This is a genomic window from Luteibacter sp. RCC_6_2 (genome assembly GCF_041360655.1).
Classification (GTDB): Bacteria; Pseudomonadota; Gammaproteobacteria; order Xanthomonadales; family Rhodanobacteraceae; genus Luteibacter.
In genome coordinates this window covers 1-25,999 of record NZ_JBFUPQ010000012.1, presented here as the reverse complement: position 1 = coordinate 25,999, position 25,999 = coordinate 1, and the positions used below count along the sequence as shown (strand labels likewise).

The 25,999-nt window shown below is 66.7% G+C and carries 24 protein-coding genes; 10 read left to right on the top strand and 14 right to left on the bottom strand.

Features of this window, described 5'->3' with window-relative positions:
- Positions 1–19 precede the first annotated feature (19 nt).
- The 5 genes from AB6730_RS13870 to AB6730_RS13850 all read right to left on the bottom strand — a co-directional run bounded on the left by AB6730_RS13870 (position 20) and on the right by AB6730_RS13850 (position 4,021).
- Positions 20–1,960, bottom strand: a complete 1,941-nt coding sequence (locus AB6730_RS13870) for a phospholipase D-like domain-containing protein (RefSeq protein ID WP_371024194.1) — start codon at positions 1,958–1,960, stop codon at positions 20–22.
- A gap of 61 nt (positions 1,961–2,021) precedes the next feature.
- Positions 2,022–2,576: a YceI family protein gene (locus AB6730_RS13865; RefSeq protein WP_371024193.1), complete on the bottom strand. Its 555-nt coding sequence runs from the start codon at positions 2,574–2,576 to the stop codon at positions 2,022–2,024.
- A gap of 9 nt (positions 2,577–2,585) precedes the next feature.
- Positions 2,586–3,050, bottom strand: a complete 465-nt coding sequence (locus AB6730_RS13860; protein WP_371024192.1) for a histidine phosphatase family protein — start codon at positions 3,048–3,050, stop codon at positions 2,586–2,588.
- Between the two features lie 62 nt (positions 3,051–3,112).
- A complete protein-coding gene (locus AB6730_RS13855) occupies positions 3,113–3,745 on the bottom strand; it encodes an AAA family ATPase (RefSeq protein ID WP_371024191.1) in 633 nt (210 codons plus the stop codon).
- Between the two features lie 78 nt (positions 3,746–3,823).
- Entirely contained in the window at positions 3,824–4,021 is a 198-nt protein-coding gene (locus AB6730_RS13850) for an antitermination protein NusB (protein ID WP_371024190.1), read from the bottom strand.
- Positions 4,022–4,197: 176 nt separating this feature from the next.
- On the opposite strand from AB6730_RS13850, the gene AB6730_RS13845 reads away from it, so the two are divergent.
- The gene (locus AB6730_RS13845; protein ID WP_371024189.1) at positions 4,198–5,232 is read left to right on the top strand and encodes a hypothetical protein; all 1,035 of its coding nucleotides are present in this window, start codon (positions 4,198–4,200) and stop codon (positions 5,230–5,232) included.
- Positions 5,233–5,446: 214 nt separating this feature from the next.
- Here AB6730_RS13845 and speE read toward each other — a convergent pair whose 3' ends face one another.
- On the bottom strand, positions 5,447–6,304 hold the full coding sequence (gene speE / locus AB6730_RS13840) for a polyamine aminopropyltransferase (RefSeq protein WP_371024188.1): 858 nt from the start codon (positions 6,302–6,304) through the stop codon (positions 5,447–5,449).
- 323 nt (positions 6,305–6,627) lie between these two features.
- On the opposite strand from speE, the gene speA reads away from it, so the two are divergent.
- Together speA and AB6730_RS13830 are read left to right on the top strand one after the other, a co-directional pair.
- Positions 6,628–8,523, top strand: a complete 1,896-nt coding sequence (speA, locus tag AB6730_RS13835; RefSeq protein WP_371024187.1) for an arginine decarboxylase — start codon at positions 6,628–6,630, stop codon at positions 8,521–8,523.
- Positions 8,520–9,380, top strand: a complete 861-nt coding sequence (locus AB6730_RS13830) for an NAD(P)-dependent oxidoreductase (protein ID WP_371024186.1) — start codon at positions 8,520–8,522, stop codon at positions 9,378–9,380. Before speA ends, AB6730_RS13830 begins: the two co-directional genes overlap by 4 nt.
- A gap of 14 nt (positions 9,381–9,394) precedes the next feature.
- Here the strand turns inward: AB6730_RS13830 and AB6730_RS13825 are convergent, their stop codons facing one another.
- From AB6730_RS13825 to radC, 3 genes are all read right to left on the bottom strand, one after another.
- A complete protein-coding gene (locus tag AB6730_RS13825) occupies positions 9,395–10,132 on the bottom strand; it encodes an SPOR domain-containing protein (protein WP_371024185.1) in 738 nt (245 codons plus the stop codon).
- A complete protein-coding gene (argS, locus tag AB6730_RS13820) occupies positions 10,132–11,820 on the bottom strand; it encodes an arginine--tRNA ligase (protein WP_371024184.1) in 1,689 nt (562 codons plus the stop codon). The genes AB6730_RS13825 and argS overlap by 1 nt, the downstream gene beginning before the upstream one ends.
- 454 nt (positions 11,821–12,274) lie before the next feature.
- Entirely contained in the window at positions 12,275–12,970 is a 696-nt protein-coding gene (gene radC / locus AB6730_RS13815) for a DNA repair protein RadC (RefSeq protein ID WP_371024314.1), read from the bottom strand.
- Between the two features lie 203 nt (positions 12,971–13,173).
- Here radC and coaBC point away from each other — a divergent pair, with 203 nt between their 5' ends.
- Genes coaBC through AB6730_RS13800 form a run of 3 tightly spaced genes read left to right on the top strand, consistent with a single transcriptional unit; the run spans position 13,174 to position 17,191 of the window.
- A complete protein-coding gene (coaBC, locus tag AB6730_RS13810) occupies positions 13,174–14,385 on the top strand; it encodes a bifunctional phosphopantothenoylcysteine decarboxylase/phosphopantothenate--cysteine ligase CoaBC (protein WP_371024183.1) in 1,212 nt (403 codons plus the stop codon).
- On the top strand, positions 14,382–14,837 hold the full coding sequence (gene dut, locus AB6730_RS13805) for a dUTP diphosphatase (protein WP_306848862.1): 456 nt from the start codon (positions 14,382–14,384) through the stop codon (positions 14,835–14,837). The genes coaBC and dut overlap by 4 nt, the downstream gene beginning before the upstream one ends.
- Positions 14,838–14,863: 26 nt before the next feature.
- On the top strand, positions 14,864–17,191 hold the full coding sequence (locus AB6730_RS13800) for a phosphomannomutase/phosphoglucomutase (RefSeq protein WP_371024182.1): 2,328 nt from the start codon (positions 14,864–14,866) through the stop codon (positions 17,189–17,191).
- A gap of 13 nt (positions 17,192–17,204) precedes the next feature.
- On the opposite strand, the gene AB6730_RS13795 is transcribed toward AB6730_RS13800, so the two are convergent.
- The 3 genes from AB6730_RS13795 to AB6730_RS13785 all read right to left on the bottom strand — a co-directional run bounded on the left by AB6730_RS13795 (position 17,205) and on the right by AB6730_RS13785 (position 19,118).
- Positions 17,205–17,861 (bottom strand): DUF4124 domain-containing protein, encoded by a 657-nt coding sequence (locus AB6730_RS13795; RefSeq protein WP_371024181.1) that lies wholly within the window; start codon positions 17,859–17,861, stop codon positions 17,205–17,207.
- 99 nt (positions 17,862–17,960) lie between these two features.
- Positions 17,961–18,608 carry an orotate phosphoribosyltransferase gene (gene pyrE / locus AB6730_RS13790; RefSeq protein WP_371024180.1) on the bottom strand — a complete coding sequence of 216 codons (648 nt, stop codon included), beginning with the start codon at positions 18,606–18,608 and terminating at the stop codon, positions 17,961–17,963.
- Positions 18,609–18,617: 9 nt separating this feature from the next.
- Positions 18,618–19,118, bottom strand: a complete 501-nt coding sequence (locus tag AB6730_RS13785; RefSeq protein WP_371024179.1) for a GNAT family N-acetyltransferase — start codon at positions 19,116–19,118, stop codon at positions 18,618–18,620.
- 45 nt (positions 19,119–19,163) lie between these two features.
- Between AB6730_RS13785 and AB6730_RS13780 the strand changes: the two genes are divergently transcribed.
- The 3 genes from AB6730_RS13780 to AB6730_RS13770 all read left to right on the top strand — a co-directional run bounded on the left by AB6730_RS13780 (position 19,164) and on the right by AB6730_RS13770 (position 21,627).
- Positions 19,164–19,934, top strand: coding sequence for an exodeoxyribonuclease III (locus AB6730_RS13780; RefSeq protein WP_371024178.1), 771 nt, complete (start codon positions 19,164–19,166; stop codon positions 19,932–19,934).
- Positions 19,931–21,235, top strand: coding sequence for an MFS transporter (locus tag AB6730_RS13775; protein ID WP_371024177.1), 1,305 nt, complete (start codon positions 19,931–19,933; stop codon positions 21,233–21,235). The genes AB6730_RS13780 and AB6730_RS13775 overlap by 4 nt, the downstream gene beginning before the upstream one ends.
- Positions 21,236–21,315: 80 nt before the next feature.
- Positions 21,316–21,627 carry a hypothetical protein gene (locus AB6730_RS13770; protein ID WP_371024176.1) on the top strand — a complete coding sequence of 104 codons (312 nt, stop codon included), beginning with the start codon at positions 21,316–21,318 and terminating at the stop codon, positions 21,625–21,627.
- Between the two features lie 206 nt (positions 21,628–21,833).
- On the opposite strand, the gene AB6730_RS13765 is transcribed toward AB6730_RS13770, so the two are convergent.
- Together AB6730_RS13765 and AB6730_RS13760 are read right to left on the bottom strand one after the other, a co-directional pair.
- Positions 21,834–22,952 carry an anhydro-N-acetylmuramic acid kinase gene (locus tag AB6730_RS13765; RefSeq protein WP_371024175.1) on the bottom strand — a complete coding sequence of 373 codons (1,119 nt, stop codon included), beginning with the start codon at positions 22,950–22,952 and terminating at the stop codon, positions 21,834–21,836.
- A 3-nt stretch (positions 22,953–22,955) separates the two neighbouring features.
- Positions 22,956–24,410, bottom strand: a complete 1,455-nt coding sequence (locus tag AB6730_RS13760) for an OapA family protein (protein WP_371024174.1) — start codon at positions 24,408–24,410, stop codon at positions 22,956–22,958.
- Between the two features lie 182 nt (positions 24,411–24,592).
- Between AB6730_RS13760 and tyrS the strand changes: the two genes are divergently transcribed.
- The gene (gene tyrS, locus AB6730_RS13755) at positions 24,593–25,798 is read left to right on the top strand and encodes a tyrosine--tRNA ligase (RefSeq protein ID WP_371024173.1); all 1,206 of its coding nucleotides are present in this window, start codon (positions 24,593–24,595) and stop codon (positions 25,796–25,798) included.
- Positions 25,799–25,999: the final 201 nt, after the last annotated feature.

Below are 25,999 nucleotides of genomic sequence, written 5' to 3'. Positions count from 1 at the left end.
GTGGGCGGCGGTTCGCCGTTCAGAGAATGCCGGCCGCGGACGAACCGAAGGCCGTGATCATCCGCGTGTAGATCAATTTCAGTGAAACATCCACTTCCGGGAAGTCGCCCACCGGTTCGTAGCATTCGAAGAATCGCGGGTCGCTCCAGCGCATCGGGATGCAGCCGGGCTTGAGTTCGTAGCTGGTGGCGTAGCGAAACGGCCAGAGGTCGAAGAACGGCAGCCGTTCGGAGACGTCGCCGATGAATTCATTGACCGACGACAACACCGGGATCGACTTCTGCCGCGGCGCGATCACCCAGGCGTTGCCCGGACGGGTGTCCTGCATGATCGAGTCGCGCAGGCGGTCGGCGAAGCGCTTGTCGTAGACGATGACGCCCGACTCGGTGTTGTAGTGGTCCGAGCGCGGGTCGAAGTTGTGCGTGCCGACCATGGCGAAGGTGTCGTCGACCACGATCGACTTCGCGTGCAGGCCGAAACGGACACCGGCCGTCAGCAGCGGCGCCGGGCGGCTGCGCGCGCCGCGCCCCGAACGGCTGCCGATGCCGAGAAAGCCCGCCGCTTCCGACGGCGGTCCCGGCCGTCCGGACGAGGCGCCTTGCGACGAACCGCGCCCACGCCCGCCCTTGCCGGTGCCCTGTGCGGCCAGCGGCGGCGTGGCTATCTCGGTCGAGCGGCCTTCGAGTTCGTCGATATCGCTGTCCGCCGGGTGCGGCTTGAGTTCATAGATCTCGAAGCCGTAGTCGGTGAGGTAGCGCTTGCGATGCTTGTAGGACATCGCATACACGGCGAAGGCATCCGTGGAGGCCAGCGAGTTCGTGGAGACCACGACGCGCGGCGGGTCCTCCTGCTGGCGCAGTCCACTGAAGAGTTTCTGCGCGGGCTTGCTCATCACCAGGTAAGGCGTCTGCAGCACGATCTCGTTCTTCGCATTGCGCAGCAGGCCCATGATGTGACGCGTGAGCGCACGTACCTCGCGGCGCTTCGGTTCGTCGGTCTTGCCGGGCAGGTCGGAGAGATACTCCACGCGGTTCATGCGCAGGGAAGCCCGGCTGAGGTGTTCCTCGATCCAGGCGGGGTCCCCGGCATCGGCGACGATCTGCGCGACGCGGTCGGGGCGTTCATAGGTGGGAACGTTCCAGTGACGGGGATCGTCGGTATCGGCAAGGAGTTCGCGGTTCACGTCGCGCAGGTGGGTCAGCTGGGCGGAACGCTTGTGCGTCCAGAATTGTTCGAAGCTGGCGCCCATCGCCTTCGCGGCGGGGCCACCGACCATGACGTCGCGGTCGATGTAGTCGAAGGTCTCGTCCCAGTCGAAGTAGCGGTCCTCGTAGTTCCGGCCACCGGTGATACCGATGAGGTCGTCGACCACCAGCAGCTTGTTGTGCATGCGCTGGTTGAACTTGTAGAAGCAGCAGAGGATGCCCGCGGCGAACTCCAGCGGCGGGGTTCGGGCGCTGTGGAAGGTCGGGTTGTAGAGGCGGATCTCCATGCGGTCGCTGGCGCGGGCCAGCGCCGCGAGCAGGCCCGGGTCGCGGAACGAGAACAGCTGGTCGGCGAGGATGCGTACGTGCACGCCCCGGCGCGCCGCCTTGACCAGTTCGTCGAGGACCAGCTTGCCCGCGTCGTCCTGTTCCCAGATATAGGTCTGCACGTCGATCGACTTCCGCGCCGAGCGAATCAGGTTGATGCGTGCCGCCATGGCGCTTTCGCCATCTTCGAGAAGCGTCGCCACGTTCACCGGGAGCGTGGGTGTCGAGGCGGCGTTCGCCTCGATGGCGGCATCGATGAGTGGAGAGGGCGTGGCGCAATGGCTGGTGTCCGCCGGGTCGCAGCTGTCTTGCCGGTCGACGGTGAGGGTCACCACCGCGTCGGCCTTCTGGATGCGCGCGCGCGACAGGGAGCAGCCGCTCGTGGCGAGGACGGCGGCAAGGAGCAGGGTCGTGGGAAGGCGGCGCATGGCGCAGATCATAGGCGAGCCTCGACAACGCCACGTGAGCCGGCCGGCCCGGCCCTCTTGCCTAAGGGGGCGTCAATACGATGGCCATGCCCAGGTTCACGCGATCCGATAGCGCGCCGCGCCGCCCACGCATCTCGAAATCGGTGCGGTCGATCATGCCCTGGAGTTGCAGCACGCACCCGGCCAGTGCCTCCGGTGGGCAGCGATTGGCCTGCAGGCGGAAGGTCACCGGCTGGGTCACGCCGCGCATGGTGAGCTTGCCTTGCACGTCGCCGCCCTCGCTCAGCAGTTGCAGGGCTGTTGGTTCCGACTCGAAATGGATACGCGGATGGTGCTTCGCGTCGAAGAACTCCGGCGCAAGGACCCAGCGCCGCAAGCGGGCCGAGTCCATGCGGATGCTTTCGGTGTCGATGTCGGCGTTGACCACGGCGGTCCGCGCCGCGCGATCGATGACCAGATCGCCACGGATGCCGTCGAAGCTACCCGATACGGTGCTCACCCAGAGCAGGCGGACGCTGAACTCGGCGCGCGAACGCAAGGGATCGATGCGCAGGTCGGCGGCGGACAATGGCGCCGCCGACAGGAGCATGGCGATCGCCGGCAACAGGTGGCGCATTCGACGGACTCAGTTCGGAGGTGACCAGAATGTCTCGAGCTTGGCCTTGCCCGGTTCCAGGGAACCATCGAAGCGAAGACGAGCCATGCCGGCGGGCGGCATGCCGCGGTAGTCCTCGGAACGCCCTTCGACGAGGAAGGCGACGAGTTGTTCGATGCCGGGGTTGTGGCCTACCAGGACCACCCGCTCCGCATCCTTGTGCTGGTCGAGAAGATCGAACAGGTCGCCGGGGGTGGCGTCGTAGATGGCCGGTTCGTAGGAGGGCTCGACTTGGCCGAGGGCCAGCGCCGCGGTTTCCTTGGTTCGCTCGGAGGGGGAACAGAGGATGCGGTCGTAGGTGACGTGATGCGATGACAGCCATTCGCCCGCCGCGCGGGCCTCGTGTTTGCCGTGTTCGGTGAGTCGTCGCTCGCGATCGTCCTTGCCTTCGCCGGGTTCCGCTTCCGCGTGACGCAACAGGATGAGTTCTCGCATGGGTACCGTCCTCCGCTGTGCCACCGCAAGGTGGCGTGATCGATGACGCGGCCCCGGTCGGCTCAGGTGCTGCGCTTTATCCAGCGTAGCAGTTTCGCCCAGTCTTCCTGATGCCCGCGTACATTTTCCGAGTGGTAATCGAAGATGCCCTTACCGAGCGCCGTGAGCAATACGTACGCTTGGGAGTCGCGAAGTTCCGCAACGACAGGAAAGGGGGCGCGTTCGCCCAGTTCGGCGATGGCGGCCTGGCTGGCGTTGGTCCACGGCTTCAGCCGGTTGCCTACGAGGCCGACGGGCAATTTCCCACGCTTCACCCGGCTGATGCCTCGCAACATCGTAAGGAAGTCGAGGGTCGCATCCAGGTCGAAATGGGAGGGCAGGACGGGCACGATGATGACATCGGCGCGTTCAAGATAGGGTTCGAGATCTTTTTCGCCGACGCCGGCGGGAGTGTCCACGATGACCCGCTGCACGTCGCCCGGCAGGCGGTCGAAAGCTCTGCGACTGCCTTCGATAGCGGTAATGCCCGGTGCGTTCTCGGGACGGCGACCGACCCAGCGCAAGCTCGAATGCTGACGGTCCGCGTCGATGACGGCCGTCTGTTTTCCGGTCTGCGCCCAGTGTGTCGCGAGCTGGGTAACCAGCGTCGTCTTGCCGCAACCACCCTTGCTGCTTGCCACGAGCGTCGTAAGCATCCGCGAGCACCTGCCTTGGGAGGGCTCCTAGCCTACACATCCCGGGCCGCCGGTGGTAGGAGCGCGCGGCCGCACGCCTCAGAACATCTTGGCGCGTACCTTCGGCAGGATCACGAGGATCAGCGTGGCCAAGGGGCCGAGGAACAGGGAAAGCACCCACCAGAGCAAGCCGCCGCGGTTCTTGCCCTGGGCAAGACCGGCGTTGATCAGCGACAGGGTGCCCCAGCCGACGAAGAAGCCAGCGCGCTCGCTGGCGAATAGGGCGAATTGATCCATTCTAAACTCCTGTTCTGTCGCAGGATTGGGTCGTGCGGTCATGCGGACCAAGGGCCAGCGTTCCCCCCGCGCGGTTTCCGATAGTAACAACCTTGCCGCGAATGGCATCGTCCAGGCGCAGCTTCCGTTCATGGTGGAGCCGTATGCTTGTCGTTTTATTTCACGGAGATGGGCCCATGCGGGGATGCCGCGTCCTGACCCTGGCCCTGGCGGGCCTGCTTTCCCTGCCCGTCATGGCGGCCACGCCGTGGCCTGGCGCCACGAAGGGTCCCGCCAAGGGACCGGTCGTGCAGAAGGACCAGACCAAGGCCTTGTTGCAGTTCCAGAAGGACCTCGCCAGCGTGCTTGCGCTGCGCACCGAGGCCGAACCCTTGTTGGGCGCCGCCCTGTTGGCCCGTCCGCTGGCGGATCCCCCCGAGGTATTGACCTACCACGCCCTGCTCGAGCGCGCCTCGCGCAACGCCGACGCCGGCCCGCAGGTGGCCTGGGCCCGTCTGGCCGACTGCGATGCGAAGGCCGGCACCTGCCCGAATACCGATGCGCTGGGCGTGCTGGAGAAACAGGCGCCGGACAACGCGGCCGTGTGGCTGCTGAAACTGGGCGTGGACCAACATGCCGGCGCCGGCGACGCCGTGCGCGCCGACCTCACCCGTGCCGCCAACGCCAAGCTCTACGACGATTACCTCGGCGCCAGCCTCAAGGCGCTGGCCAATTCGGTGAGCCAGCTCCCGCCGCCGGCCGACACCTATAACCCGCTGCAAGGTGCAGGGGCCGCCGGCGTGCAGATGGTGATCGTCTTCGGTCTCGCCAGTGCGCAACCCTTGCCCGGATTCCAGGCGACGGCCAAGTACTGCGAGGACAACAAGTCCGACGCGGGCGTGGTCGGCGACTGCCTGAAGTTGGCCAAGGTGCTGGAATGGGGCAGCAGCCCGCTCGGCCGTTCGCTCGGCCTGCACCTGCGCGAGACGCTGTCGCCGGATGCGGCCGACCAGCAGGCGGCGAAGAACGCCCGGCTCAACCTGGTCTGGCAGATGCAGCGTTTCGCCCAACTCAACATGCAGGCCCAGGGTGACAAGGCCACCGCGCAGAAGCTGCTGGCGCTGGCCCGCAGCGGCGGCACGGAAATGAGCGTGATCCTGGCTTCGCTGCGTGCCTACGGCATGCCGCCCGAAGCGCCCGCCGGCTGGGAACCGGCCAAGGTCGAGAAATAGTACGGAGCGCGAACCCGCCCTAACCGGTTGGAGCCGCCCCTGATGGTGGGAGCCGATGCTGTTGTGCTGTTGTGGGAGCCGCTTCAGCGGCGATGAGGTGCTTGCCTCACCCTGGCCCGCTGCCGCGGGATCGCCGGCAAAGCCGGCTCCCACCATCGGCTCCCACGGGCCGGCAACATGAGCCGGCTTTGCCGGCTCCCACCGCCCGGTGGCTTTACTCGCCCAGCGCCTCGCGCATGAACTCCGGTTGGGCCAGGGCGCCCTTGTGGATGTCGGCGTTGTAGTACTTCGTGGCGAAGTTCTTGCTGATGGCGCCGCGCTCGCGGAAGCCCGAGAGATCGCCGTCCTTGCGGGCCATGGTGCAGCTCCACCAGCCGGTGGGGTAGCACGGCTGCGGGAACGGCAGGGTACGCACGGCCTTGAAGCCCGACGTACGCATGGCCGAACGCATGGCCTTGATCAACTCGATGTGCGCCAGCGGCGATTCCGACTGCTGCACCAGGATGCCGCCGTGACGCAGCGCCTTGTAGCAGCTGGCGTAGAAGGCGGCGTTGAACAGGCCTTCCGCCGGGCCGACCGGGTCGGTGGAGTCGACGATGATGAGGTCGATCGATTCCGGATCGGCCTCGGCCATGTACTTGATGCCGTCGATGAACAGGAGTTCGGCGCGCGGGTCGTTGTTGGCGTCGCACAGTTCCGGGAAGTACTCCTCGGCGAGGCGGGTGACGCGCTCGTCGATCTCGACCTGGGTGGCCGTCTCGACTTCCTCGTGCTTGAGCACTTCGCGCAGCGTGCCGCAGTCGCCGCCACCGATGATCACCACGCGCTTGGCGCGGGCGTGGGTGAACAGCGCCGGGTGGGTCATCATCTCGTGGTAGAGGAAATTGTCGCGGCCGGTGAGCATCACGCAGCCGTCGATCACCATGAGGTTGCCCCAGTCGGTGGTCTGGTAGATCTCGATCGTCTGGAACGGGGTCTTCTCGGCGTGCAACAGGCGCTCGACGCGGAAACCGATGGAGGATCCCGAAGCCTGGTGGGCTTCGGTAAACCAGCTGAGCTGCTGCTGCGACATGACGCTTTCCTGGAAACGGGTAAGGGGGCCAAACCCCAGATTGTACCGGCTCCGGGCCGGAATGCGGCCAAGTCCTTGCCCTGCCTGATGCGTGAGCGGAGCCTTACAAGGGGGTCGGCCGATACCCGGATGTCACGAGGCGCCGCTACAATAGGCGGCCTGCCGTGCCCGCACCGGGCCGCGTGCAGCAAGAAAGTCTGGTCGGCCCCGCGGCGTGCGAGGCTCCCGGCCGCCAGGCTCGCTTCAGGTCAAGGTTCGCCGCTGCGACTGTTCCGCGCCCCCTTCCGGGGACACGACACAATCACTTGGAGATCGTCACACCCATGACGAACTGGACCACCGATCGCGCGAAGCTGACCTATGCGATCCCTCACTGGAGCAACGGCTACGTCGACGTAGGCGACGACGGCCACCTGCTGATGCGCCCCCGCGGCGACGAGGGTCCGGCCCTCGACCTGCCGGCCATCGTCGCCGAGGCGACCGCCGAAGGCCTGCGCCTGCCCTTGCTCGTGCGCTTCCCCGACATCCTCGCCGACCGCCTGGCCCGCTTGCAGCAGGCCTTCGCCAAGGCGATCGACGACGCGAGCTACGGCGGCTCCTACACGGCCATCTACCCGATCAAGGTGAACCAGCAGCGCGGCGTGGTCAGTGAACTGGTCGCCGCCGGCGAGCAGGGCTTCGGCCTGGAAGCCGGCTCGAAGCCGGAGTTGATGGCGGTGCTCGCCCACGCGCGGCCGGGCAGCATGGTGGTCTGCAACGGCTACAAGGACCGCGAATACGTCCGCCTCGCGCTCATCGGCCTGAAGCTCGGCCTGCGCGTCCACATCGTCATCGAGAAGCTGTCCGAACTGGACCACGTCTTCGCCGAGGCCAAGGCGCTGGATGTCGAGCCACTGCTCGGCGTCCGCGTGCGCCTGTCCTCGATCGGCGCCGGCAAGTGGCAGAACACGGGCGGCGACAAGGGCAAGTTCGGTCTCAGCCCCGGCCAGGTGCTGGAGCTGATCCAGCGCCTGGAGGCCGCGGGGCTCAAGCACACCTTGAAGCTGCAGCACTTCCACATGGGCTCGCAGATCTCCAACGTCCGCGACATCGCCGCGGGCATGCGCGAGGCCGTCCGCTATTTCGTCGAGTTGCATCGCCTGGGCGTGCCGCTCGAGATCGTCGACGTCGGCGGTGGCCTGGGCGTGGACTACGAAGGCACCCGCTCGCGCAGCTACAACTCGATCAACTACAGCCTCGAACAGTACGCGGCCAGCATCATCCAGCCGCTGGCCGAGGCCGTGGCGGAGCACGGCATGAAGGCGCCCGTGATCTTCACCGAGTCGGGTCGCGCCATGACGGCGCACCACGCGGTGATGGTGGTGAACGTCAGCGAAGTGGAGTCGCTTCCGCAGGGAGCCATCCCCGCGGCGCGCGAGGGTGAGCCCATGGTGCTTCGCCACCTGCGCGAGACCCATGCCGAACTCGACCACCGGCCTCCGCTGGAACTCTTCCACGAGGCGCAACACCATTTCGCCGAGGGCCAGACCCTTTACGCGCTGGGCCAGCTCGACTTGCGCGACCGGGCGAAGCTCGATGAACTGTTCTATGCCATCGCCAACGCGGTACGGCCGCGCCTGCTTCCGGCGGAGCGTGCCCACCGGCAGGCCCTGGACGACCTGGACGAGAAGCTTGTGGACAAGTACTTCGTGAACTTCTCCGTCTTCGAATCGGTGCCGGACATCTGGGCGATCGACCAGATCTTCCCGATCGTGCCGATCTCGCGGCTGGACGAAGAGCCGACGCGCCGTGGCGTCATCGCCGACCTCACCTGTGACTCCGACGGACGCATCGACCACTACGTGGACGCGGAAGGCGTGGACGTGAGCCTGCCGCTGCATTCGCTGAAGGACGACGAGTCGTATCGCCTCGGCATCTTCATGGTGGGCGCCTACCAGGAGACCCTCGGCGACATCCACAACCTGTTCGGCGATACCGATGCGGTGAACGTCCGCGCCACGAAGGACGGCTACGAGTTCGCGCACATCCGCCACGGCGATACGACCGACCTCATGCTCGACTACGTCGGCTACGACCTCAAGGTGCTGCGCCAGACCTATGCCGAGCGTATCGCGGCGGCGGGTATTGCCGGCGTGGAGGCGGAGACGCTGGCCGCGTCGCTGGACAAGGGCCTTACCGGCTACACCTATCTTGCGGAAACCACGGGGGCAGGCGCATGAGCCTCAAGGCGGCTTTCATCGGACTGGGTGCGATGGGCGCGCCCATGGCCGGCCATCTCCACACGAAGGGCCTGCTCGCGGCCGTCGGCAACCGCAGCCAGGCGAAGGCCGATGCGCTGGCGAAGGAACTGGGTGTCGCCGCGCCCGCCCTGGCGGATATCGCGGCCTCGTGCGATGTGATCGCGCTCTGCGTCAGCGCCGATGCCGACGTCATCGGCGTGGTGGAAGCGCTGGCGCCTTCGTTGAAGAAGGGCGCCATCGTCATCGATCATTCGACGGTCGCGCCAGCCACCGCCATCAGGGCGGCGCGCATCCTCGCCGAGGCAGGCGCGGACTTCCTCGATGCCCCGGTCTCGGGTGGCGTCGAAGGCGCGAAGAACGGCAAATTGTCGGTGATGGTCGGCGGCGACGCAGACGTTCTGGAGCGCGCCCGGCCCGTGCTGGAAGCCTACGGCTTACGCATCACGCACATGGGCCAGGTCGGCAGCGGACAGGCCACCAAGGCGGTGAACCAGGTGCTGGTGGCGGGTATCGCCCAGGCCGTGACGGAAGGGCTGGCGCTGGGCGAAGCACTCGGCCTCGAAGCGGAACGCCTGATTCCCACGCTCGCTGCTGGCGCCGCCGGAAACTGGTTCCTCGACAAGCGCGGCGCGACGATGTTGCGCAACGAGTTCTCGGTGGGCTTCAAGCTGGCCTTGCTGCACAAGGATCTCGGTATCGTCCGTGGCATCGCCAGCGAGGCCGGGACGGACCGCACGATCATCGAGCAGTCGTTGGCCGATTTCGGCGAACTGATGGCCCAGGGCTACGGCGACGACGATATCTCGGCGTTGATCCGGCTGAAGCGTCCGGCATAGCCGGACGCTTCGACTCAGCCACCTTCCTTCAAGGCGATGGCACTGATGCCCGCCGATTGCAGGCGCTGCTTGGTGCCTTCCAGTTCGGTCGCCGACTTGAACGGCCCGAGGCGCACGCGGTTGTAGGTTTGCGCGCCGACCTTCACCGACTGCACGTTGGCGACGAAGCCTTGCAGTGCGAGCTTCGCCTTCAAGGCCTCGGCGTCGGCGGCGCTCGGGAACGCGCCGACCTGCAGGAGGTAACCGGCACTGCCGGATGCGGCTGCCGGCGCTTGTTGCGCAGGCGCGGCGGTGACCGTCTGCGTCGTCGCCTTCGGCAGGTTCGCCGCCGCCGCGCTGGCCTGTGCCTGCTGAGCCGCGACCGCCTGCTGCTGTGCCGCGGCCTGTTGCTGCGCAGCCTGCTGTTGCTGCTTCTGCTGCGCCTCGGCGCTGGCCTGCGCGCGGATTTCCGCATCGGGAATCCGCACTTCCTTCTCGGACAACACCGAGTAGAAGTCGTACGACGGCTTCTTCGGTTTCTCCGGCTCGGCCTGATCCACCACGCCCGGGTCGCTACCCTTCTGCGCGGTGGCCTGCGGGTTCGGCGCGGGACCATCCTGCGGGTGCATCATCGGCATCCAGGTGCCGCGCATCGCGAAAGCCATGAGCAGGGCGCCGGCGAGAATGCCGATCAGTGCCCAGCTCCAGCCCGGCATGCCGCTCGAGCCATTGCGGACGGCCTGACGGCCTTTGCCCTTCTTGCGTGTTGCCATTACATGCTCTCCGGGGCGGAAATGCCCAGCAGATCCAGACCGTTCCTGAGCACCTGCTGCGTGGCGGCCACCAGGGCGAGGCGGGCGTCGCGCAGGTCGGCGTCGTCGACGATCCACTTATGCTCGTGATAGTAGCTGTGAAGCTCGCCGGCGAGTTCACGCAGGTACTGCGCGATCAGGTGCGGTTCCAGATTGGCCGCCGCGGCCTCGACCATTTCCGGATACCGCGACAGCTGCACCATCAGCGCCGACTCGTGCTCCGTCGCGAGCAGGTCGAGCTTCGCCAGGCCGTTGCCACGGTCGGTGGACAAGCCACGATCGGCCAGTTCGCGGAACACGCGGCAGGCGCGCGCGTGGGCGTACTGGATGTAGTACACGGGGTTGTCGTTGCTTTGCGAACGGGCCAGGTCGATGTCGAACACCAGCTGCGAATCGGCCTTGCGTGCGATGAGGAAGTAGCGCGTGGCGTCACGTCCGGCTTCGTCGATCAGGTCGCGCAGCGTGACGTATGAACCCGCGCGCTTGGAGATCTTCACTTCCTCGCCACCACGCATGACGGTGACCATCTGGTGCAGCACGTACTCGGGCCAGTTCTTCGGAATGCCCGTGTCCAGCGCCTGCAAGCCGGCCTTCACGCGCGCCAGGGAGCCGTGGTGATCGGAGCCGAGTTCGGTGATCGCGCGCTCGTAGCCACGCTGCCACTTGGTGCGGTGGTAGGCCACGTCAGGCAGGAAATAGGTGTAGGTGCCGTCGGACTTGCGCATGACGCGGTCCTTGTCGTCACCGAAATCCGTGGAGCGCAGCCAGAGCGCGCCGCCTTCCTCGTAGGTGTGGCCGTGGGCGACCAGCTCCCGCACGGTTTCCTCGACCTTGCCCTCGGTATAGAGCGACGACTCCAGGTAATAGACGTCGAAGCCGACGCCGAAGGCCTTGAGGTCGAGGTCCTGCTCGTGGCGCAGGTAGGCCACGGCGAAGTGGCGCACGTCGTCCAGGTTGTCGGGGTCACCGGTGGCGGTGACGGTCTCGCCATCGGCCTCGACGGATTCGCCGGCCAGGAAGGCCCGGGCCACCTCGGCGATATAGTCGCCACGGTAACCGGACTCCGGCCAGCCGGGCTCGTCCGGGGCGATGCCCTTGGCCCGTGCCTGCGTCGAGAGGGCAAGGTTCGCGATCTGGACGCCGGCGTCGTTGTAATAGAACTCGCGGAATACCTTCCAACCCGCCGCGTCCAGCAAGCGGGCGAGGCTGTCGCCGATGGCGGCCGCGCGGCCGTGGCCGACATGCAGGGGGCCGGTGGGGTTGGCCGAGACGAACTCGACGCCCGCCGTGCGGCCGGCGCCATCCCGGTTGCGGCCGTAACGATCGCCTTCGCCTAGCGCGCGGTCGATCTCCGCGTGAAAAGCGGCCGGGGCGAGGAAGAAATTGATGAAACCGGGTCCGGCGATCTCGACCTTGCCCACCCACGGGGACGCCGGCATCGCCTCGACGAGGTCGGCGGCGATATCCCGCGGCTTACGCCCGGCGGTCTTGGCCATCATCATCGCGGCATTGGTCGCGAAGTCGCCGTGCTCGCGGCTACGGGTACGTTCGATGACGAAGACGGGGGCGACGAAGTCGGACGGCAGCTTGCCGGACTCCCGCAGCGCACCGATGGCCTGCAGGACGAGTTGTTTCAGCTCTTGTTTCACGGAATACGCGGCGCGGATATGGAACCGGCAATCCTATCAGAAGGGGCGCGCCGGCCGGTCGTGACGGGTCTCGCATCATCCACAGCCTGTGGATAACTCTGTGGGCAATAAGACCGTTTTTCGAAGCTCGAGGTGGCGCTGGGTCGGTGACACCGGTTCGTAATATATAAAGATCTAATAATTCAATTAGTTGGGTCATTGATCTGTGTTCTGACAACAGCTGTGACGGCCAAGTGAGGAATTCGCCCAATGTGCATAAGTCGAAATTTGCAAGGCCGTCACCGGCGTCACCGGCGTTGAAGCGACGCGTCACGGACTTGTCATCGCCCGCCGTCACAATTCGTTTCGTGCCCGGTGTCTCCCCGGCCCAAGGCACGGCGGGTTACCCACCCCTCCCTCGAAAGGTGACCCAGAACGGCGCGAGCGGCACTCGCGCCGTTTTTTTTGTTCGTGTTCACAGCATGCCGCGTTCGGCCATGGAGACGGGTTCGCCCTGGCCGATGATCATGTGGTCCAGCACGCGGATTTCCATCAGGCCGAGGGCATCCACCAGGGTCCGGGTGATGTCGCGGTCGGCCCGGCTGGGCTCGGCGACGCCGGAAGGATGGTTATGGGCGAGGATGACGGCGCTGGCGTGGTGCCGGAGGCATGCGCGGACGACCTCGCGGGGGTAGACGCTGGCGCCGTCGATGGTGCCGCGGAACAACTGCTCGTAGGCGAGGACGCGGTGCCGGGTATCGAGGAACAGGCAGGCGAATACCTCATACGGCAGGTGGCACAGCTTCGCCCGGAGGTACTGGGCGCTGTCGCGCGGGCTTTCCAGGCGGGGCAGGTCGACGAGCCCTTCGCCCAAGGCACGCCGCGCCAGTTCCAGCGTCGCCATCAGGCGCGCCCGCTTCACCGGACCCACGCCGGCCACCGGCGCCACGTGGCCGGGATCGGCAAGCAGCTTGCCAAGGCTGCCCGCCGAGGAAAGGAGGGCGCGGCTGGTCGCCACGGCGTCGCAGCCCGCGCTTCCGTTACCAAGCAGGACGGCGAGCAGTTCGGCGTCGGACAGCGCGGCGGCGCCGTGGGTGAGCAGGCGCTCCCGGGGGCGATCGTGGGACGCCCACTGGCGAATGGGCTGGGGACGGAAGGCAACGGGCGCCATCGGCGCATCGCGGACGGCGGAGGGACGATCGGGCCCGTGCTTCATCGGTTCACCTTGGTGTCTTGCCGACGGAATCGCGGCGCGACCTACAACATAGAGTTGCGACGGAGGCATGACGATAGAACGATTCTGAAAAATCGTGCGCCGGTCGTATGGCGGAAATCCGTTAAGCTAACGTGTCTTCCGAACAGCGTCGTTTCGTCATGACTCTTCGCCAGCGTCGCATCCTGATTGGCGTCACCGGGGGCATCGCCGCCTACAAGGTCTGCGAGCTCGTGCGCCGGCTGCGCGACCTCGAGGCGGAGGTACGCGTGGTGATGACCGAAGGCGCCACGCATTTCGTCACGCCCACCACCTTCCAGGCGCTGTCGGGGCAACCCGTGCGGGTGAGCCTGTGGGACGAGCAGGGCGAAGCCGCCATGGGCCATATCGAACTGGCCCGCTGGGCCGAACGCGTGCTGATCGCGCCGGCCAGCGCCAACACCCTGGCACGGCTTGCGCACGGTTTCGCCGACGACCTCCTTTCCACCGTGGTCCTCGCCACGGCGGCGCCGGTCTATGTCGCCCCGGCGATGAACCAGCAGATGTGGGCCAACCTGGCCGTGCAGGCGAACGTGGGCACGCTGCGCGTGCGTGGCGTGGGCGTGCTCGGGCCGGCGGACGGTGACCAGGCCTGCGGCGATATCGGCTCCGGGCGGATGCTGGAACCGCACGAGTTGCGCGACATCCTGGTGGCCTCGTTCGGCGAGCAGCCGCTGCGCGGGCGCACGGTGGTGGTCAGCGCGGGTCCGACCTACGAGGACATCGATCCGGTGCGCTTTATCGGCAATCGCAGTTCCGGTCGCATGGGTTTTGCCGTCGCCGCCGCCGCGCGCGACGCCGGCGCGGAGGTCGTCCTCGTGGCGGGCCCCGTCTCCCTGCCCACGCCGCACGGCGTACGCCGTATCGATGTGCGCAGCGCCCGGCAGATGCACGAGGCGGTGCTCACGGCGGCGTCCGGCGCGGACATCTACATCGGTGCCGCCGCGGTCGGCGACTACCGCCCGCTCGAAGCGGCGGCCCACAAATTGAAGAAAGCCGACGGCGCGCCGTTGCGGCTCGAACTCACCGAAAACCCCGACATCATCGCGGCGCTGGCGGCCCAGGCGAAGCGACCCTTCCTGGTCGGCTTCGCGGCGGAAACCAGCGCGCTCGCCGCGTATGCCCAGGAAAAACTCCGGCGCAAGGGCATCGACATGATCGCGGCCAACGAAGTGGGCGGCGGCAAGGGTTTCGAAGTGGCCGACAACGCCCTGCATGTCTACTGGCGCGATGGCGACGACACCTTGCCCCAGATGCCCAAGACCGAGCTGGCCCGCCGCCTGGTCGCGCGTATCGCGGAACGATTCCTCTCCGGCTCCGGAACCACGCCTTGATCGACATCGAACTGAAGATCCTCGACGCCCGCCTGGGCGACTCCATTCCCCTGCCCGAACCCGCCACCCTGGGTAGCGCCGGCATGGACCTGCGTGCGGCGGTGGAGGCACCGGTGACGCTGGCGCCGGGCGAAAGCCTGCTGGTGCCCACCGGCATGGCCATTCACATCGGCGATCCGGCGTGGTGTGCTCTGATCGTTCCGCGTTCGGGGCTCGGACACAAGCAAGGCCTGGTGATGGGCAACCTGGTGGGTGTGATCGACGCGGACTACCAGGGGCCGCTGATGATTTCCTGCTGGAACCGCGGGATCGCGACCCTTACCATCGCGCCAGGCGACCGGATTGCGCAATTGTTGCTGGTGCCGGTGGGACGGGCGCGCTTGCGCGTCGTCGACGGATTCACCCCCTCGCAGCGGGGCGAGGGAGGATTCGGTTCCACCGGCATCGGCTGATCGGCCGAGACGACACAAGGGGCACCATGGCTCGGAAAGAGGGAGGGGCGGGGCATGCGCTCCGGATCGATCTGCGACGTCTGCTGCCCCTGGTGGGCGCGACGATATTGCTGGTCGCCGGCGCGTTCTCCGCGTGGCAGGCCTGGTTGATCGCCGACGAAGGCGATGCGGCCGAACGGACGCGGACGGCACAACGGCAAACGGTCAAGGCGCTCGACGACCTGATCGCCGGCAAGCGCCAGCAGGTACAACGCGCGCTCGCCGAGAGCGGTCTCGCGGCGGCGACCGACGATCGCGCGGCGGTGGCCGAGCGGTTGCGCGCGCAGCTGAAGGGCGTGCACGCGGTCGAGGTGTACAGCGGCGGCCTGGATGAGGTCGTGCGCGCCAATTACCGCGAATTCGGCTATGCCAAGGCCGCCCAGCTGATGGCCGCGCTGGGGGCCAGCGAGACGCCGCCCGCCTCCACGTCGCTGCACGGCAACGAGCGCCGCTTGACCATGGTGGAACCCGTGGCCGCCGACGGCGGCGTGCGTGCCTGGATCTGGCTCGAGTATCCCTTCGACGACGTGGCGGCGCGGTTCGAGGCGGCCTCGCCGGGAGCGGGGCGTATCGAACTGCGTCAGGGCGATGGGCATGACAGCTTGTCGCTGCTCTCGCACGGCTCGCGTTCCGCCGAATTGGAGGCCGAAGGGCAACGCGTGGCGGGTACTTCCCTCTATGTATTCGCGGCGATGCCGCGTGCCTTCATCGTCATTCCGCACTCCGTGGCGCTCGCTGCTCTGCTGGCCCTGGTCGGATTTGGCGGTGGCGCGGTCCTCCTCTGGGCCCTGCGCCGGCAGCCGGTCGCCGCCGAGGAACCCGAGCCGGAAGAACCCGTGCTCGTGGCCGACGTGGTGCGCAAGCCGCGCCTGCCACCGGCGCCGTCGACCGCGACGGCGCTGCCACGTCCCACGGTGAGTGCCCCGGAGGAAGTGGATGCCTCCATCTTCCGTGCCTATGACATCCGTGGCGTCGCCGGTGGCGCGTTGAATCCCGGCGTGGCCCATCGCATCGGCCAGGCCATCGGCGCGTTGATGGCCGAACGCGACCTGCGTGAGATCGTGATCGGCCGCGACGGCAGGTTGTCGGGGCCGGAACTCGCGGGCGCCTTGTCGGACGGACTGCGCGCGGCGGGGATCGACGTGATCGACCTGGGCATGGTGCCGACGCCCCTGGTCTATTTCGCCGCCTACCATTTCGGCACGGGCTGCGGCGTGTCCGTCACTGGCAGCCACAACCCTCCCGACCACAACGGATTCAAGATCGTGATCGGCGGCGAGACGCTCGCCGAGGACGCCATCGCCGACCTGCACCGGCGCATCATGGAAAACCGCCTGCCGTCGGACGGCGTCGGAACCTGGCGCGAGCAACCGGTGGTGGAGGCCTACGTTTCGCGTATCGCCGGCGATGTGTCCGCCGAGCGCCGGCTCAAGGTCGTGGTCGATGCCGGAAATGGCGTGGCCGGACTGGTGGCGCCCCGGGTCCTGGAGGACATCGGCTGCGAGGTGATCCCTCTGTACTGCGATGTCGACGGCCGCTTCCCGAATCACCATCCCGATCCATCCGATCCCCGCAATCTCGGCGACCTGATCGCGGCCGTGCACACCGTGGGCGCCGATCTCGGTGTCGCCTTCGATGGCGACGGCGACCGGCTCGGCGTGGTCACCCAGGCAGGGGAGATCATCTACCCCGACCGGTTGCTCATGTTGTTCGCCCAGGATGTGCTGGCGCGCAACCCCGGCGCCACGGTGATCTACGACGTGAAATGCACCGGGCATCTTCGCCCGGTGATCCAGGAGGCCGCGGGCGTACCGCTGATGTGGCGCACCGGTCATTCGTTGATCAAGGCGAAGATGCGCGAGACCGGCGCGGCACTGGCCGGTGAGATGAGTGGCCACTTCTTCTTCGCCGACAACAACCGCTGGTATGGCTTCGACGACGGTATCTATGCGGCGGCACGCCTGCTAGAGATCGTCGCGGGCGACCTGGAGGAACGCAGCACCGCCGAGATTTTCGACGGCCTGCCCAAGAGCGTGTCCACGCCGGAACTGAAGCTGTCGATGGAGGAGGGCGCGCCGTTCCGCTTCATGGAGGCGTTCCGCGCCTCCGCGACCTTCGACGATGCCCGGGTGACGACGATCGACGGCATCCGTGTCGATTGGCCGGATGGCTGGGGGCTCGTGCGGGCATCCAACACGACACCCTCGCTGGTCTTCCGCTTCGATGCCGACAACGGCAAGGCGCTGGAGCGCATCAAGCAGGTTTTCCGCCTGCGTCTGCTGGCGGTGGATCGGAGTTTGGCCCTGCCGTTCTGAGGTGGGGCCGCTGTCAGCGGCCGCCCTTCGCGGCGTCCGCCGCCTTCAGTTCGCGATAGTGGCGAAGCTGCGCTTCCATGTTCGTCTTGGCGGTGTCCTTGGCCGCCTGCTGGCGCTGTAGCGTCGCCCGGAGGGAGGCGACCGTGTTGCGTTGTTCGGTGATGCGATCGCTGAGGTACTTCGGCACCGGCTGCTTGGCCCGCTCCAGGTCGCCGGCGCGAGTGAGCAGGTCGGCCAAGGCCTTCTCCTGGCCCTGCAGGTTCAGTCGCGTGGTGCGCGCGGCCTGTTCGAAGTTGTCGACCTCGGCGCTCTTCGCGGCGGCGAAGGCGGCTTCGTCCGGGTAAGCGTTCAGCATCTGCGCGTCTTCACGCTGCCGCTGCTGCTGCGCCTGCTGGGCCGCCGCCTGCGCGTCGGCGACCTTGCGGGCCGCCGCGCGTTCGTCCGCCGTGAGCTGGCGGTCGACGTGGCGCACGACCATGCCCTGGCTGTTCACCACGTCGTAACCGGCCTTCATCGCGTCGGACGTGAGGCTGTCGCTGAAGTACGACTGCCCCGAGGTGTCCTTCCAGCGATAGCGGTAGGCGTTGTTGTTGGCGGTGTTCTTCTGGGCGAAAGCGGCCGTGCCGATGCACAATGCCGCCCCCGCCAGGATGTAACGCGCAGCTCGCATGGTTTCCCCTCCTGTGCGCGGAGTATAGCCAGCGGGCGGCCACAGGTTGTGCGGGGCCGGCACGTCGCGTGGATCGCGTGACGCAGTCGCCGTTTCAGGTCACGCTTTCACGCCGTAGAGTTCCCGATAAGCGAGCAGGCGCCCGTGTTCCGCGGCCAGTTCCGGCCGCTCGCCGGCGTAGGTGAGGACATCGGCCAGCGTGGCGATGGCGATGACGGGGATGCCGAACTGCGCCGCGACTTCCTGGGCCGCCGAGCGCTCGCCCTGGCCGCGCTCCTGCCGGTCGAGCGCGATGAGCACGCCGGCCGGTTCGGCGCCTTGGGACCGGATCAGCTCCAGCGACTCGCGCACGGCGGTGCCGGCGGTCATCACGTCGTCGACGATCAACACGCGTCCGCGCAAGGGCGCGCCGACCAGCGTGCCGCCTTCGCCGTGGTCCTTGGCCTCCTTGCGGTTGTAAGCCCAGGGCAGGTCGCGGTCCTGCGTATCGGCCAGGGCGATCGCCGTGGCGGCGGCCAGGGCGATGCCCTTGTAGGCCGGGCCGAAGAGCATGTCGAACGGCACGCCCGAGCGCATGGCGGCCGCGGCATAAGCCCGGCCGAGCCGGGCGAGCGCGGCGCCGCTGTCGATCCGGCCCATGTTGAAGAAGTAGGGGCTGCTGCGGCCGGATTTCAGCGTGAAATCGCCGAAGCGAAGCACATCGCGGGCGAGGGTGAGCTCAATGAATTCGCGCTGGTAGTCGTGCACGGGAATCTCTCAGTCGATCGAAGGGCCAAGCGGATACCACAACACGTACTGCGGTCCCGCGCTGCCGCCATGGTACAACTCGCCGCTGTCGCGATAGCCGGCGCGTTGGTAGGCGCGCAGCGCCGCTTCGTTGCGCACGTTCACGGTGAGGAGGATGCGTTCGCGATCCGGATGGCGGCCGGCGACGTACGCGTGGATCGCGTCCAGGGCAGCGCGGCCCAGGCCCTGGCCTTGCCACGGGGCATCGATGAGGAAGCTGCGCAGTGCGACCGCTCCGGAGGCCAGCGGATGATCCGCCAGCGCGGAAGCCCGACGGTCGATGCGCACGTAGCCGACCACCTCGTCGCCGTGGAGCAAGGCGAGCGCCTCGCTGCCGGGGCACACCGCCACGTCGGCGAGCGAGTCGCGGGTATGGCCGACGAACGGCCGTTGATCGGGATGGACGTCGAGCGCGAGCACGGCGGCACGCAAGGTTTCGTCGACGGAAAGGACGCGAATGGACGGATTCATAGGAGGTTATGATGCACGCATTGCCGAACACCCGATCAAGGTCCCATGCGCATTATTTCGCTGAACGCCAACGGTATCCGCTCCGCCGCCACCAAGGGCGTGTTCGAGTGGTTACGTAAACAGGATGCCGATGTCGTCTGCCTGCAGGAGACCAAGGCGCAGGAATCGCAGCTCACCGACCCGATGTTCCGCCCGGACGGCCACCACTGCTTCTATCACGATGCCCGCAGCAAGAAAGGGTACAGCGGCGTGGCGATCTACTCCAAGCGTGAGCCGGACGAGGTGCGCGTCTCGCTGGGCAGGGAGGATTTCGATTGCGAGGGGCGCTACATCGAGGCCCGCTACGGGAACCTCAGCGTGGTCTCCTTCTACATCCCCTCCGGGTCCTCCGGCGACGAACGCCAGCAGTACAAGTTCCGGATCATGGAGTGGCTGACGCCGATCCTGCGCGAGTGGGCCGCGAGCGGGCGCGATTACGTGCTGTGCGGCGACTGGAACATCGTGCACACGAAGAACGACATCAAGAACTGGACGTCCAACCAGAAGAACTCCGGCTGCCTGCCCGAGGAGCGCGCCTGGCTCGACCTGCTGTTCAAGGACATCGGCTGGGTGGACAGTTTCCGCGCCATCAAGCCCGACGCGGTGGAATACACCTGGTGGTCCAACCGCGGACAAGCCCGCGCGAACAACGTGGGTTGGCGTATCGACTACCAGATCGTCACGCCGGGCCTGCGCGAGCGCTTGCGCGATTGCTCGATCTATCGTGACGAGCGCTTCTCCGACCATGCGCCATTTATCGTGGACTACGCCGAGTGAGCGAAGCGGCCGGGACCGGAGCGGTTCGCTACAAGGGACTGCGTGGCATAGCCGCCGCGTTCGCCCAGCCGGGCGCGGTGACCATGTTGTTCTTCGGTCTCGCGTCCGGGCTGCCGTTCTTGCTGGTCGGTAACACGTTGTCGGCCTGGCTGAAGGAATCGGGCGTGGATTACGGCGCCATCGGCATCGCCAGCTACGTCACCTTCGCCTATAACTTCAAGTTCCTGTGGGCGCCGCTGGTGGACAAGTTCCGCTTGCCGCTGTTCGGCCGGCTCGGCCTGCGCCGCGGCTGGCTGATGTTCGCCCTGCTGCTGCTGGCGGCCGGCCTGCTCGGGATGGCGGCGATGCCGCCGGATGTGTCGCTTCCCCGCTTCATGGTCGTGACCGGCGTCGCCGCGCTGGCTGGGGCCACGATCGACATCGTCGTGGATGCCTATCGCGTCGAGATCGCGCCACAGGAGGCGCAGGGTGCCCTCGCGGCCACGTATACCCTCGGCTATCGCTTCGGCCTGATCGCAGGCGGCGCCGGCATCTTGTTGGTGGCGGACGCCTTCGGCTGGCAAGGCGGCTATGTCGCCATCTGTGGCCTGCTGGTCATCCCTTTCATCACCGTCCTGGTCGCGCGCGAGCCGGAGCACCGCGTGCGCGAGCGCGTGCCGTTGCGTGTGGCCGTGCAGGAAGGTTTCGTCGGACCGTTCCGCGATTTCCTTTCCCGCTATGGCCTGGGCCTGGCGCTCGGGTTGCTGCTTTTCGTCGCGCTGTTCCGGCTTCCCGACCAGATGCTCGGGGTGATGGCGTATCCGTTCTACCTCGATGCGGGTTTCACCAAGACGCAGATTGCGGAAGTGTCGAAAGTCTACGGGGTGATCGTGGGCATCGTCGGCGCCTTGTTGGGTGGCTGGGCCGTGACGCGCTTCGAGATGCGCCGGTTGTTGGTCGTCTCCGCGATCGGCGTGGCGCTCTCGAACATGCTCTACCTGATCATGGCGGCCAACCCGGGCCAGACATGGGCCTTCGTGGCGACCCTTTCGGGAGACAACTTCGCGCAAGGTTTTGCGGGTCCGGTGCTGGTCGCCTTCATGTCGGGCCTGGTCAATCGCAGCTTCACCGCCACGCAGTACGCCTTGCTGAGCGCGCTGGCCAATCTCCCGGGCAAGCTGATCGGAGGTCTGTCGGGCTTCCTGGTGAAGGACTCCGGCTATGCGTCCCTGTTCGTGGTCAGCACCGTTTCCATCGTCCCGACCTTGATCGTGCTCGCCCTGTTGTGGCGCCGCATGCCGCGTCCCGCCGAGGCGGGATAAGCCGGACGACCTATCTTCGCAAATGGCCAAAACTGTGTAATATCGCCGCCACAGGGGGCATGCGCGAGGAGGTGACGCACGTGCCGGATATCGTTGTGAGACACATCGACGAGCAGATGGCCGAGCGTATCAAAACGCTCGCGCGTGAACGACGCTGGTCGATCAATGAGGTGATCCTGCACGCGTTGCGCTATGGGCTCGGCTTGAGTCCCGGCGACGTGTTCAACGAGCTATTGCTCGAGCCCGGCGACATCGCGCACCTGACCGGTGCGTGGGACGCGGAAGAGCAGGCGGCCTTCCAGGAAGCCCTTTCCGCACTGGCCCAGGCCTCGCCGTCGACCCTGGCCGACGCCGCCACGCGCCCGGTCAAGGCATCCACCGAATCGTTCTAGCGAGACCTTCCTTGGTGGGGAGTCACCCGCTTGTCGGAAGCCGCTCGTGTCGGAGCCGCCCTTGTGGAAGACACCCTTGTGGGAGCCGCCCTTGTGGGAGCCGCTTCAGCGGCGATCCCGCGGCAGCGGGCCAAGTCGAGGCAAGCACCCATCGCCGCTGAAGCGGCTCCCACAGAAGCAGTCCCAATCAGGGGGCGGCGGACCAATCAGGGCGCGGCGTACAACGCACCCAATAAACGCGACCCCCGCGCACCGGTCACGGCCGGCAGGTTGCCCGGCTCGCCACGCAGGCGTCGATACGCCAGCCACGCGAACGCCATGGCTTCCATGACATCGGGATCGATGCCGAACGCCGAACTCGGCTGCAAGGACCGGCCCCCCAATCGCGCACCGATGGCGTGCATCAGCGCGGTGTTATGCACGCCGCCCCCGCAGGCGACCACGTCCACCGCGTCGGCGGCGTGGCGTTCGATCGCCTCCGCCACCGATTCCGCGCTCAGCGCGAGCAAGGTGGCCTGCACGTCTTCCGGCGGCAGCTCCGCGACGCGCGGGTGCGCATCGAGCCAGGCGAGGTGGAAGTGTTCGCGCCCCGTGCTCTTGGGCGGCGGTAGGGCGAAATAGGCGTCGTCGAGAAGTTCGGCGAGCAGCGATTCGTCGACACCGCCCGACGCGGCGAACGAACCGTCACGGTCGAAGGGTTCGCCGCGATGTCGCAGGCACCACGCATCCATGAGGCCGTTGGCGGGACCCGTATCGAACCCCGTGACGTCACCCGCCGCGCTCAGGCGGGTGACGTTGGCGATGCCGCCGAGATTGAGTACCACGCGTGCGCCGCGCTCGGGGCGCAACACCGTGGCATGGAAGGCGGGAACCAGGGGTGCACCCTGTCCTCCGGCGGCCACGTCGGCGCGGCGGAAGTCGGCCACGGTGTCGATGCCCGTGCGTTCGGCGATCACCGAGGGATCGCCGATCTGCAAGGTAAAGGGGAAGTCGCCACCGGGGCGGTGACGGATCGTCTGGCCATGCGAGCCGATGGCACGCACTTCATCGGCGACGACGCCTGCCGCGCCGATGACGGCCTGCGCCGCGTCCGCGAAGGCATGGCCCACGGCGACGTCGAGTTGCCCGTAGGCATCGAGGTCGAGGCGGAGTTCATCCTGCGCCACGGCGAGGATGCGCGTGCGCAGGGCATCGTTCCAGGGATGGGTCAATCCGGCGAGAAGGCTGGGGCGGCCATCGGTGAAGCGAACCAGCGTGGCGTCGATGCCGTCGGCGCTGGTTCCCGAGATGAGCCCGAGGTAGAGGCCATCCATGGTGGGTGCCATGGATCAGTCCGCGCTGTGCTGGCCGGCGTCGTTACGCGCGAGCTTGACGTTGCTGTCCACCTGGTTGAGACGGGCGAGCTGCGGACCGACCACTTCCTTCTTGAACTTCGCCAGCTGCGCCGCCGGCAGCGGCTCCGGCTTCGGCAGCGTGACCGTCTGCGGATCGCGCTGCATGTTGTTGACGCGGAATTCGTAATGCAGGTGCGGACCGGTGGCCAGGCCGGTCATGCCGACGTAGCCGATGGTGCTGCCCTGGCTAACACGCTGGCCGACACGCAGGTTGGCGAAGCGCGACATGTGGCCGTAAGCGGTGCTGATCGTGGCGTTGTGCTGGATCACCACGAAGTTGCCGTAGCCATTCATCCAGCCGCGGAACTTCACGACGCCGTCGCCCGCCGCGTGGATGGGCGTGCCCGAGGGCGCCGCGTAATCCACGCCCTTGTGCGCGCGCATCTTGCCGAGGATCGGGTGCATGCGCCCGGCGCTGAACTGCGAGGAGATGCGGGTGAAGTCGACCGGAATGCGCAGGAACGAGCCGGTGAGCGGGCGGCCTTCCTCGCTGAAGTAGCTGACCTTGCCGTCGCTGTTCTTGAAGCGGTAGGCGGTATAGCGCTTGCCCTGGTTCACGAACTCCGCGGCGACGATGTCACCTTCGCGAAGGAAGGCGCCATCGCTGTAGACATCGTCGTAGATGACGGTGAAGTTGTCGCCCACGCGCAGGTCCTGCACGAAGTCGATGTCGAACTTGAACACCTCGGCGAGCTTGAGCACCATCGCGTTGCTCATGCCGGCCTTCGACGCCGCACCGAACAGTGAGCTGTCGATCAGTCCGTGGGCGATGTGTTCGCGACGCTGCACGTCACGCTGCTGCGTGGTGAGCTGGGGAGCGGTGCCATCGAGGCGCAGCGTGGCGATGGTCGCCTCGTCCTGGTCGAAGCGCACGCCCTTGAGGACGTGATCGCCGCCGACGAGGAACTGGAATTCCTGGCCTGGCTTGATCTGGTGGAAGACCTTGGTGCCGCCCGCGCCGTCGATGACGTGCTGCAGGTCGGTCATCGAGAGGCCCTGGGCGAGGAAGATGTCGGCGAGCGTCTGGCCAGGCTGCACCTGCACGGTCTGCCAGGTTTCCTCGGGAACGACCGGCTTGATCGAGGCGGGATCGATCTTCGGCACCGCGAGGGGGACTACCGCATGCACGGCCGGGATGGCGGTGGTGAGCGTCTGCTTCTTCATGGCGCCTGCCCAGGCAGGGATCACCAGGGCCGACAGGATGACGAGGAGGAAGGCGGTTCCGGCGAGGATCCAGCGCTCGCGTGTCCAGCTGAGGGGTTCGGCGGACGCGTTGCGACTGAAAGACCAGTGGGCACGGCTATCGTAGAAGTGCGAATGACGGCGCTGTGCCTTGCGCCGGATGGCCTGCTTGCGTGCGCTTTGCGCTCCGCGGTTCACATCACCCATTGTCTTTCTTGTACCCGCTCGCCCCGACTTGTCGCGTACCATAGCGGCCGTGTGCAAAGGCCGTCAACGCCTTTCCCATCAAGGCTTTGCATCGCATCTTGCGGTTAACGCACAATTAACCCCCACGCCCTCTTCACATACAAATGTGAAGGTAAAAAATTCCGTTTCGATAGAGAGTACGCATGAACGACATGGAGCAGGCCCTGGCGCTGATCGCCCGCGGTGCCGACGAGATCATCAAGAAGGAAGACCTCGAGGCGCGCCTCAAGACGGGCCGGCCGTTGCGTATCAAGGCGGGTTTCGATCCCACCGCCCCCGATCTGCACCTGGGCCATACGGTGCTGCTCAACAAGATGCGCCAGTTCCAGGATCTCGGTCACCAGGTCATTTTCCTGATCGGCGACTTCACCGGCATGATCGGCGATCCCACCGGCAAGAACGTCACCCGCAAGCCGCTCACCCGCGAAGACGTGCTGGCCAACGCGGAAACCTACGCCGAGCAGGTCTACAAGGTGCTCGACAAGGACAAGACGGAGTTGCGCTTCAATTCCGAATGGTTCGGCAAGATGGGTGCGGCCGACATGATCCGGCTCGCGGCGCAGCACACGGTGGCGCGCATGCTCGAGCGCGACGACTTCGCCAAGCGCTACAAGGCCGAACAGCCGATCGCCATCCACGAGTTCCTCTATCCGCTGGTGCAGGGCTACGACTCCGTGGCCCTGGAGTGCGATGTGGAACTCGGCGGCACGGACCAGAAGTTCAACCTGCTGATGGGGCGGGCCCTCCAGGAGCACCACGGCCAGCCACCGCAGATCGTGCTGACCATGCCCCTGCTCGAGGGCCTGGACGGCGTCAACAAGATGTCCAAGTCCCTGGGCAACTACATCGGCATCAACGAGCCGGCGATCGACATCGTCACCAAGACCATGAAGATCGGCGACGAGTTGATGTGGCGCTGGTTCGAGCTGCTGAGCTTTGAGGTGTCCATGGAGGAGCTGCTGCGCATGAAGGTGGAAATCGCCTCCGGAGCACTCAACCCCCGCGACGCCAAGCTGCGCCTGGCGCGGGAACTGGCCACGCGTTTCCACGATGCCGCTGCGGCTGAGCAAGCGATCGCAGGGTGGCATGCGGTGGTCCGTGGCGAGGGCGACACCTCATTGCTGCCGTTGACCGATATTCCCGCTCCCGCCGAGGGCTTTCGCCTGGCGGCATTGTTGACGGCGGCAGGGGTCACGCCAAGCAATTCGGAAGCGAATCGCAAGCTCAAGGAGCGCGCGGTGCGTATCGATGGCGAAGTGGTGGAGGATGCGTCGCGCGTCTTCACGGCCGGATTCGAGGGCGTGCTCCAGGTGGGCAAGCGAAACTTCGCTCGCATCCGCCTGATTTAACGCGGCTTTCAAAAAAGATTCACAAAAGGGCTTGCGGCGTTCTCAGGAATCCGTATTATTCGCCTCCCCGCAGCGGCCCACGTCGAAAGACGAACGCTACGGCAGCTGTATCGCCTCGTCGGTGACCTCGAAAAAAAGCATCACGAGGGTGTTGACGGAAAGGAAAAACGATATAGAATGGGCGGCTCACCTCGGGACGAA

Coding starts and splice junctions, on each gene's coding strand:
- AB6730_RS13870 (WP_371024194.1), bottom strand. CDS start 1,960: ATGCGCCGCCTTCCCACGACCCTGCTCCTTGCCGCCGTCCTCGCCACG.
- AB6730_RS13865 (WP_371024193.1), bottom strand. CDS start 2,576: ATGCGCCACCTGTTGCCGGCGATCGCCATGCTCCTGTCGGCGGCGCCA.
- AB6730_RS13860 (WP_371024192.1), bottom strand. CDS start 3,050: ATGCGAGAACTCATCCTGTTGCGTCACGCGGAAGCGGAACCCGGCGAA.
- AB6730_RS13855 (WP_371024191.1), bottom strand. CDS start 3,745: ATGCTTACGACGCTCGTGGCAAGCAGCAAGGGTGGTTGCGGCAAGACG.
- AB6730_RS13850 (WP_371024190.1), bottom strand. CDS start 4,021: ATGGATCAATTCGCCCTATTCGCCAGCGAGCGCGCTGGCTTCTTCGTC.
- AB6730_RS13845 (WP_371024189.1), top strand. CDS start 4,198: ATGCGGGGATGCCGCGTCCTGACCCTGGCCCTGGCGGGCCTGCTTTCC.
- speE (WP_371024188.1), bottom strand. CDS start 6,304: ATGTCGCAGCAGCAGCTCAGCTGGTTTACCGAAGCCCACCAGGCTTCG.
- speA (WP_371024187.1), top strand. CDS start 6,628: ATGACGAACTGGACCACCGATCGCGCGAAGCTGACCTATGCGATCCCT.
- AB6730_RS13830 (WP_371024186.1), top strand. CDS start 8,520: ATGAGCCTCAAGGCGGCTTTCATCGGACTGGGTGCGATGGGCGCGCCC.
- AB6730_RS13825 (WP_371024185.1), bottom strand. CDS start 10,132: ATGGCAACACGCAAGAAGGGCAAAGGCCGTCAGGCCGTCCGCAATGGC.
- radC (WP_371024314.1), bottom strand. CDS start 12,970: ATGGCGCCCGTTGCCTTCCGTCCCCAGCCCATTCGCCAGTGGGCGTCC.
- coaBC (WP_371024183.1), top strand. CDS start 13,174: ATGACTCTTCGCCAGCGTCGCATCCTGATTGGCGTCACCGGGGGCATC.
- AB6730_RS13800 (WP_371024182.1), top strand. CDS start 14,864: ATGGCTCGGAAAGAGGGAGGGGCGGGGCATGCGCTCCGGATCGATCTG.
- AB6730_RS13795 (WP_371024181.1), bottom strand. CDS start 17,861: ATGCGAGCTGCGCGTTACATCCTGGCGGGGGCGGCATTGTGCATCGGC.
- AB6730_RS13785 (WP_371024179.1), bottom strand. CDS start 19,118: ATGAATCCGTCCATTCGCGTCCTTTCCGTCGACGAAACCTTGCGTGCC.
- AB6730_RS13780 (WP_371024178.1), top strand. CDS start 19,164: ATGCGCATTATTTCGCTGAACGCCAACGGTATCCGCTCCGCCGCCACC.
- AB6730_RS13765 (WP_371024175.1), bottom strand. CDS start 22,952: ATGGCACCCACCATGGATGGCCTCTACCTCGGGCTCATCTCGGGAACC.
- AB6730_RS13760 (WP_371024174.1), bottom strand. CDS start 24,410: ATGGGTGATGTGAACCGCGGAGCGCAAAGCGCACGCAAGCAGGCCATC.
- tyrS (WP_371024173.1), top strand. CDS start 24,593: ATGAACGACATGGAGCAGGCCCTGGCGCTGATCGCCCGCGGTGCCGAC.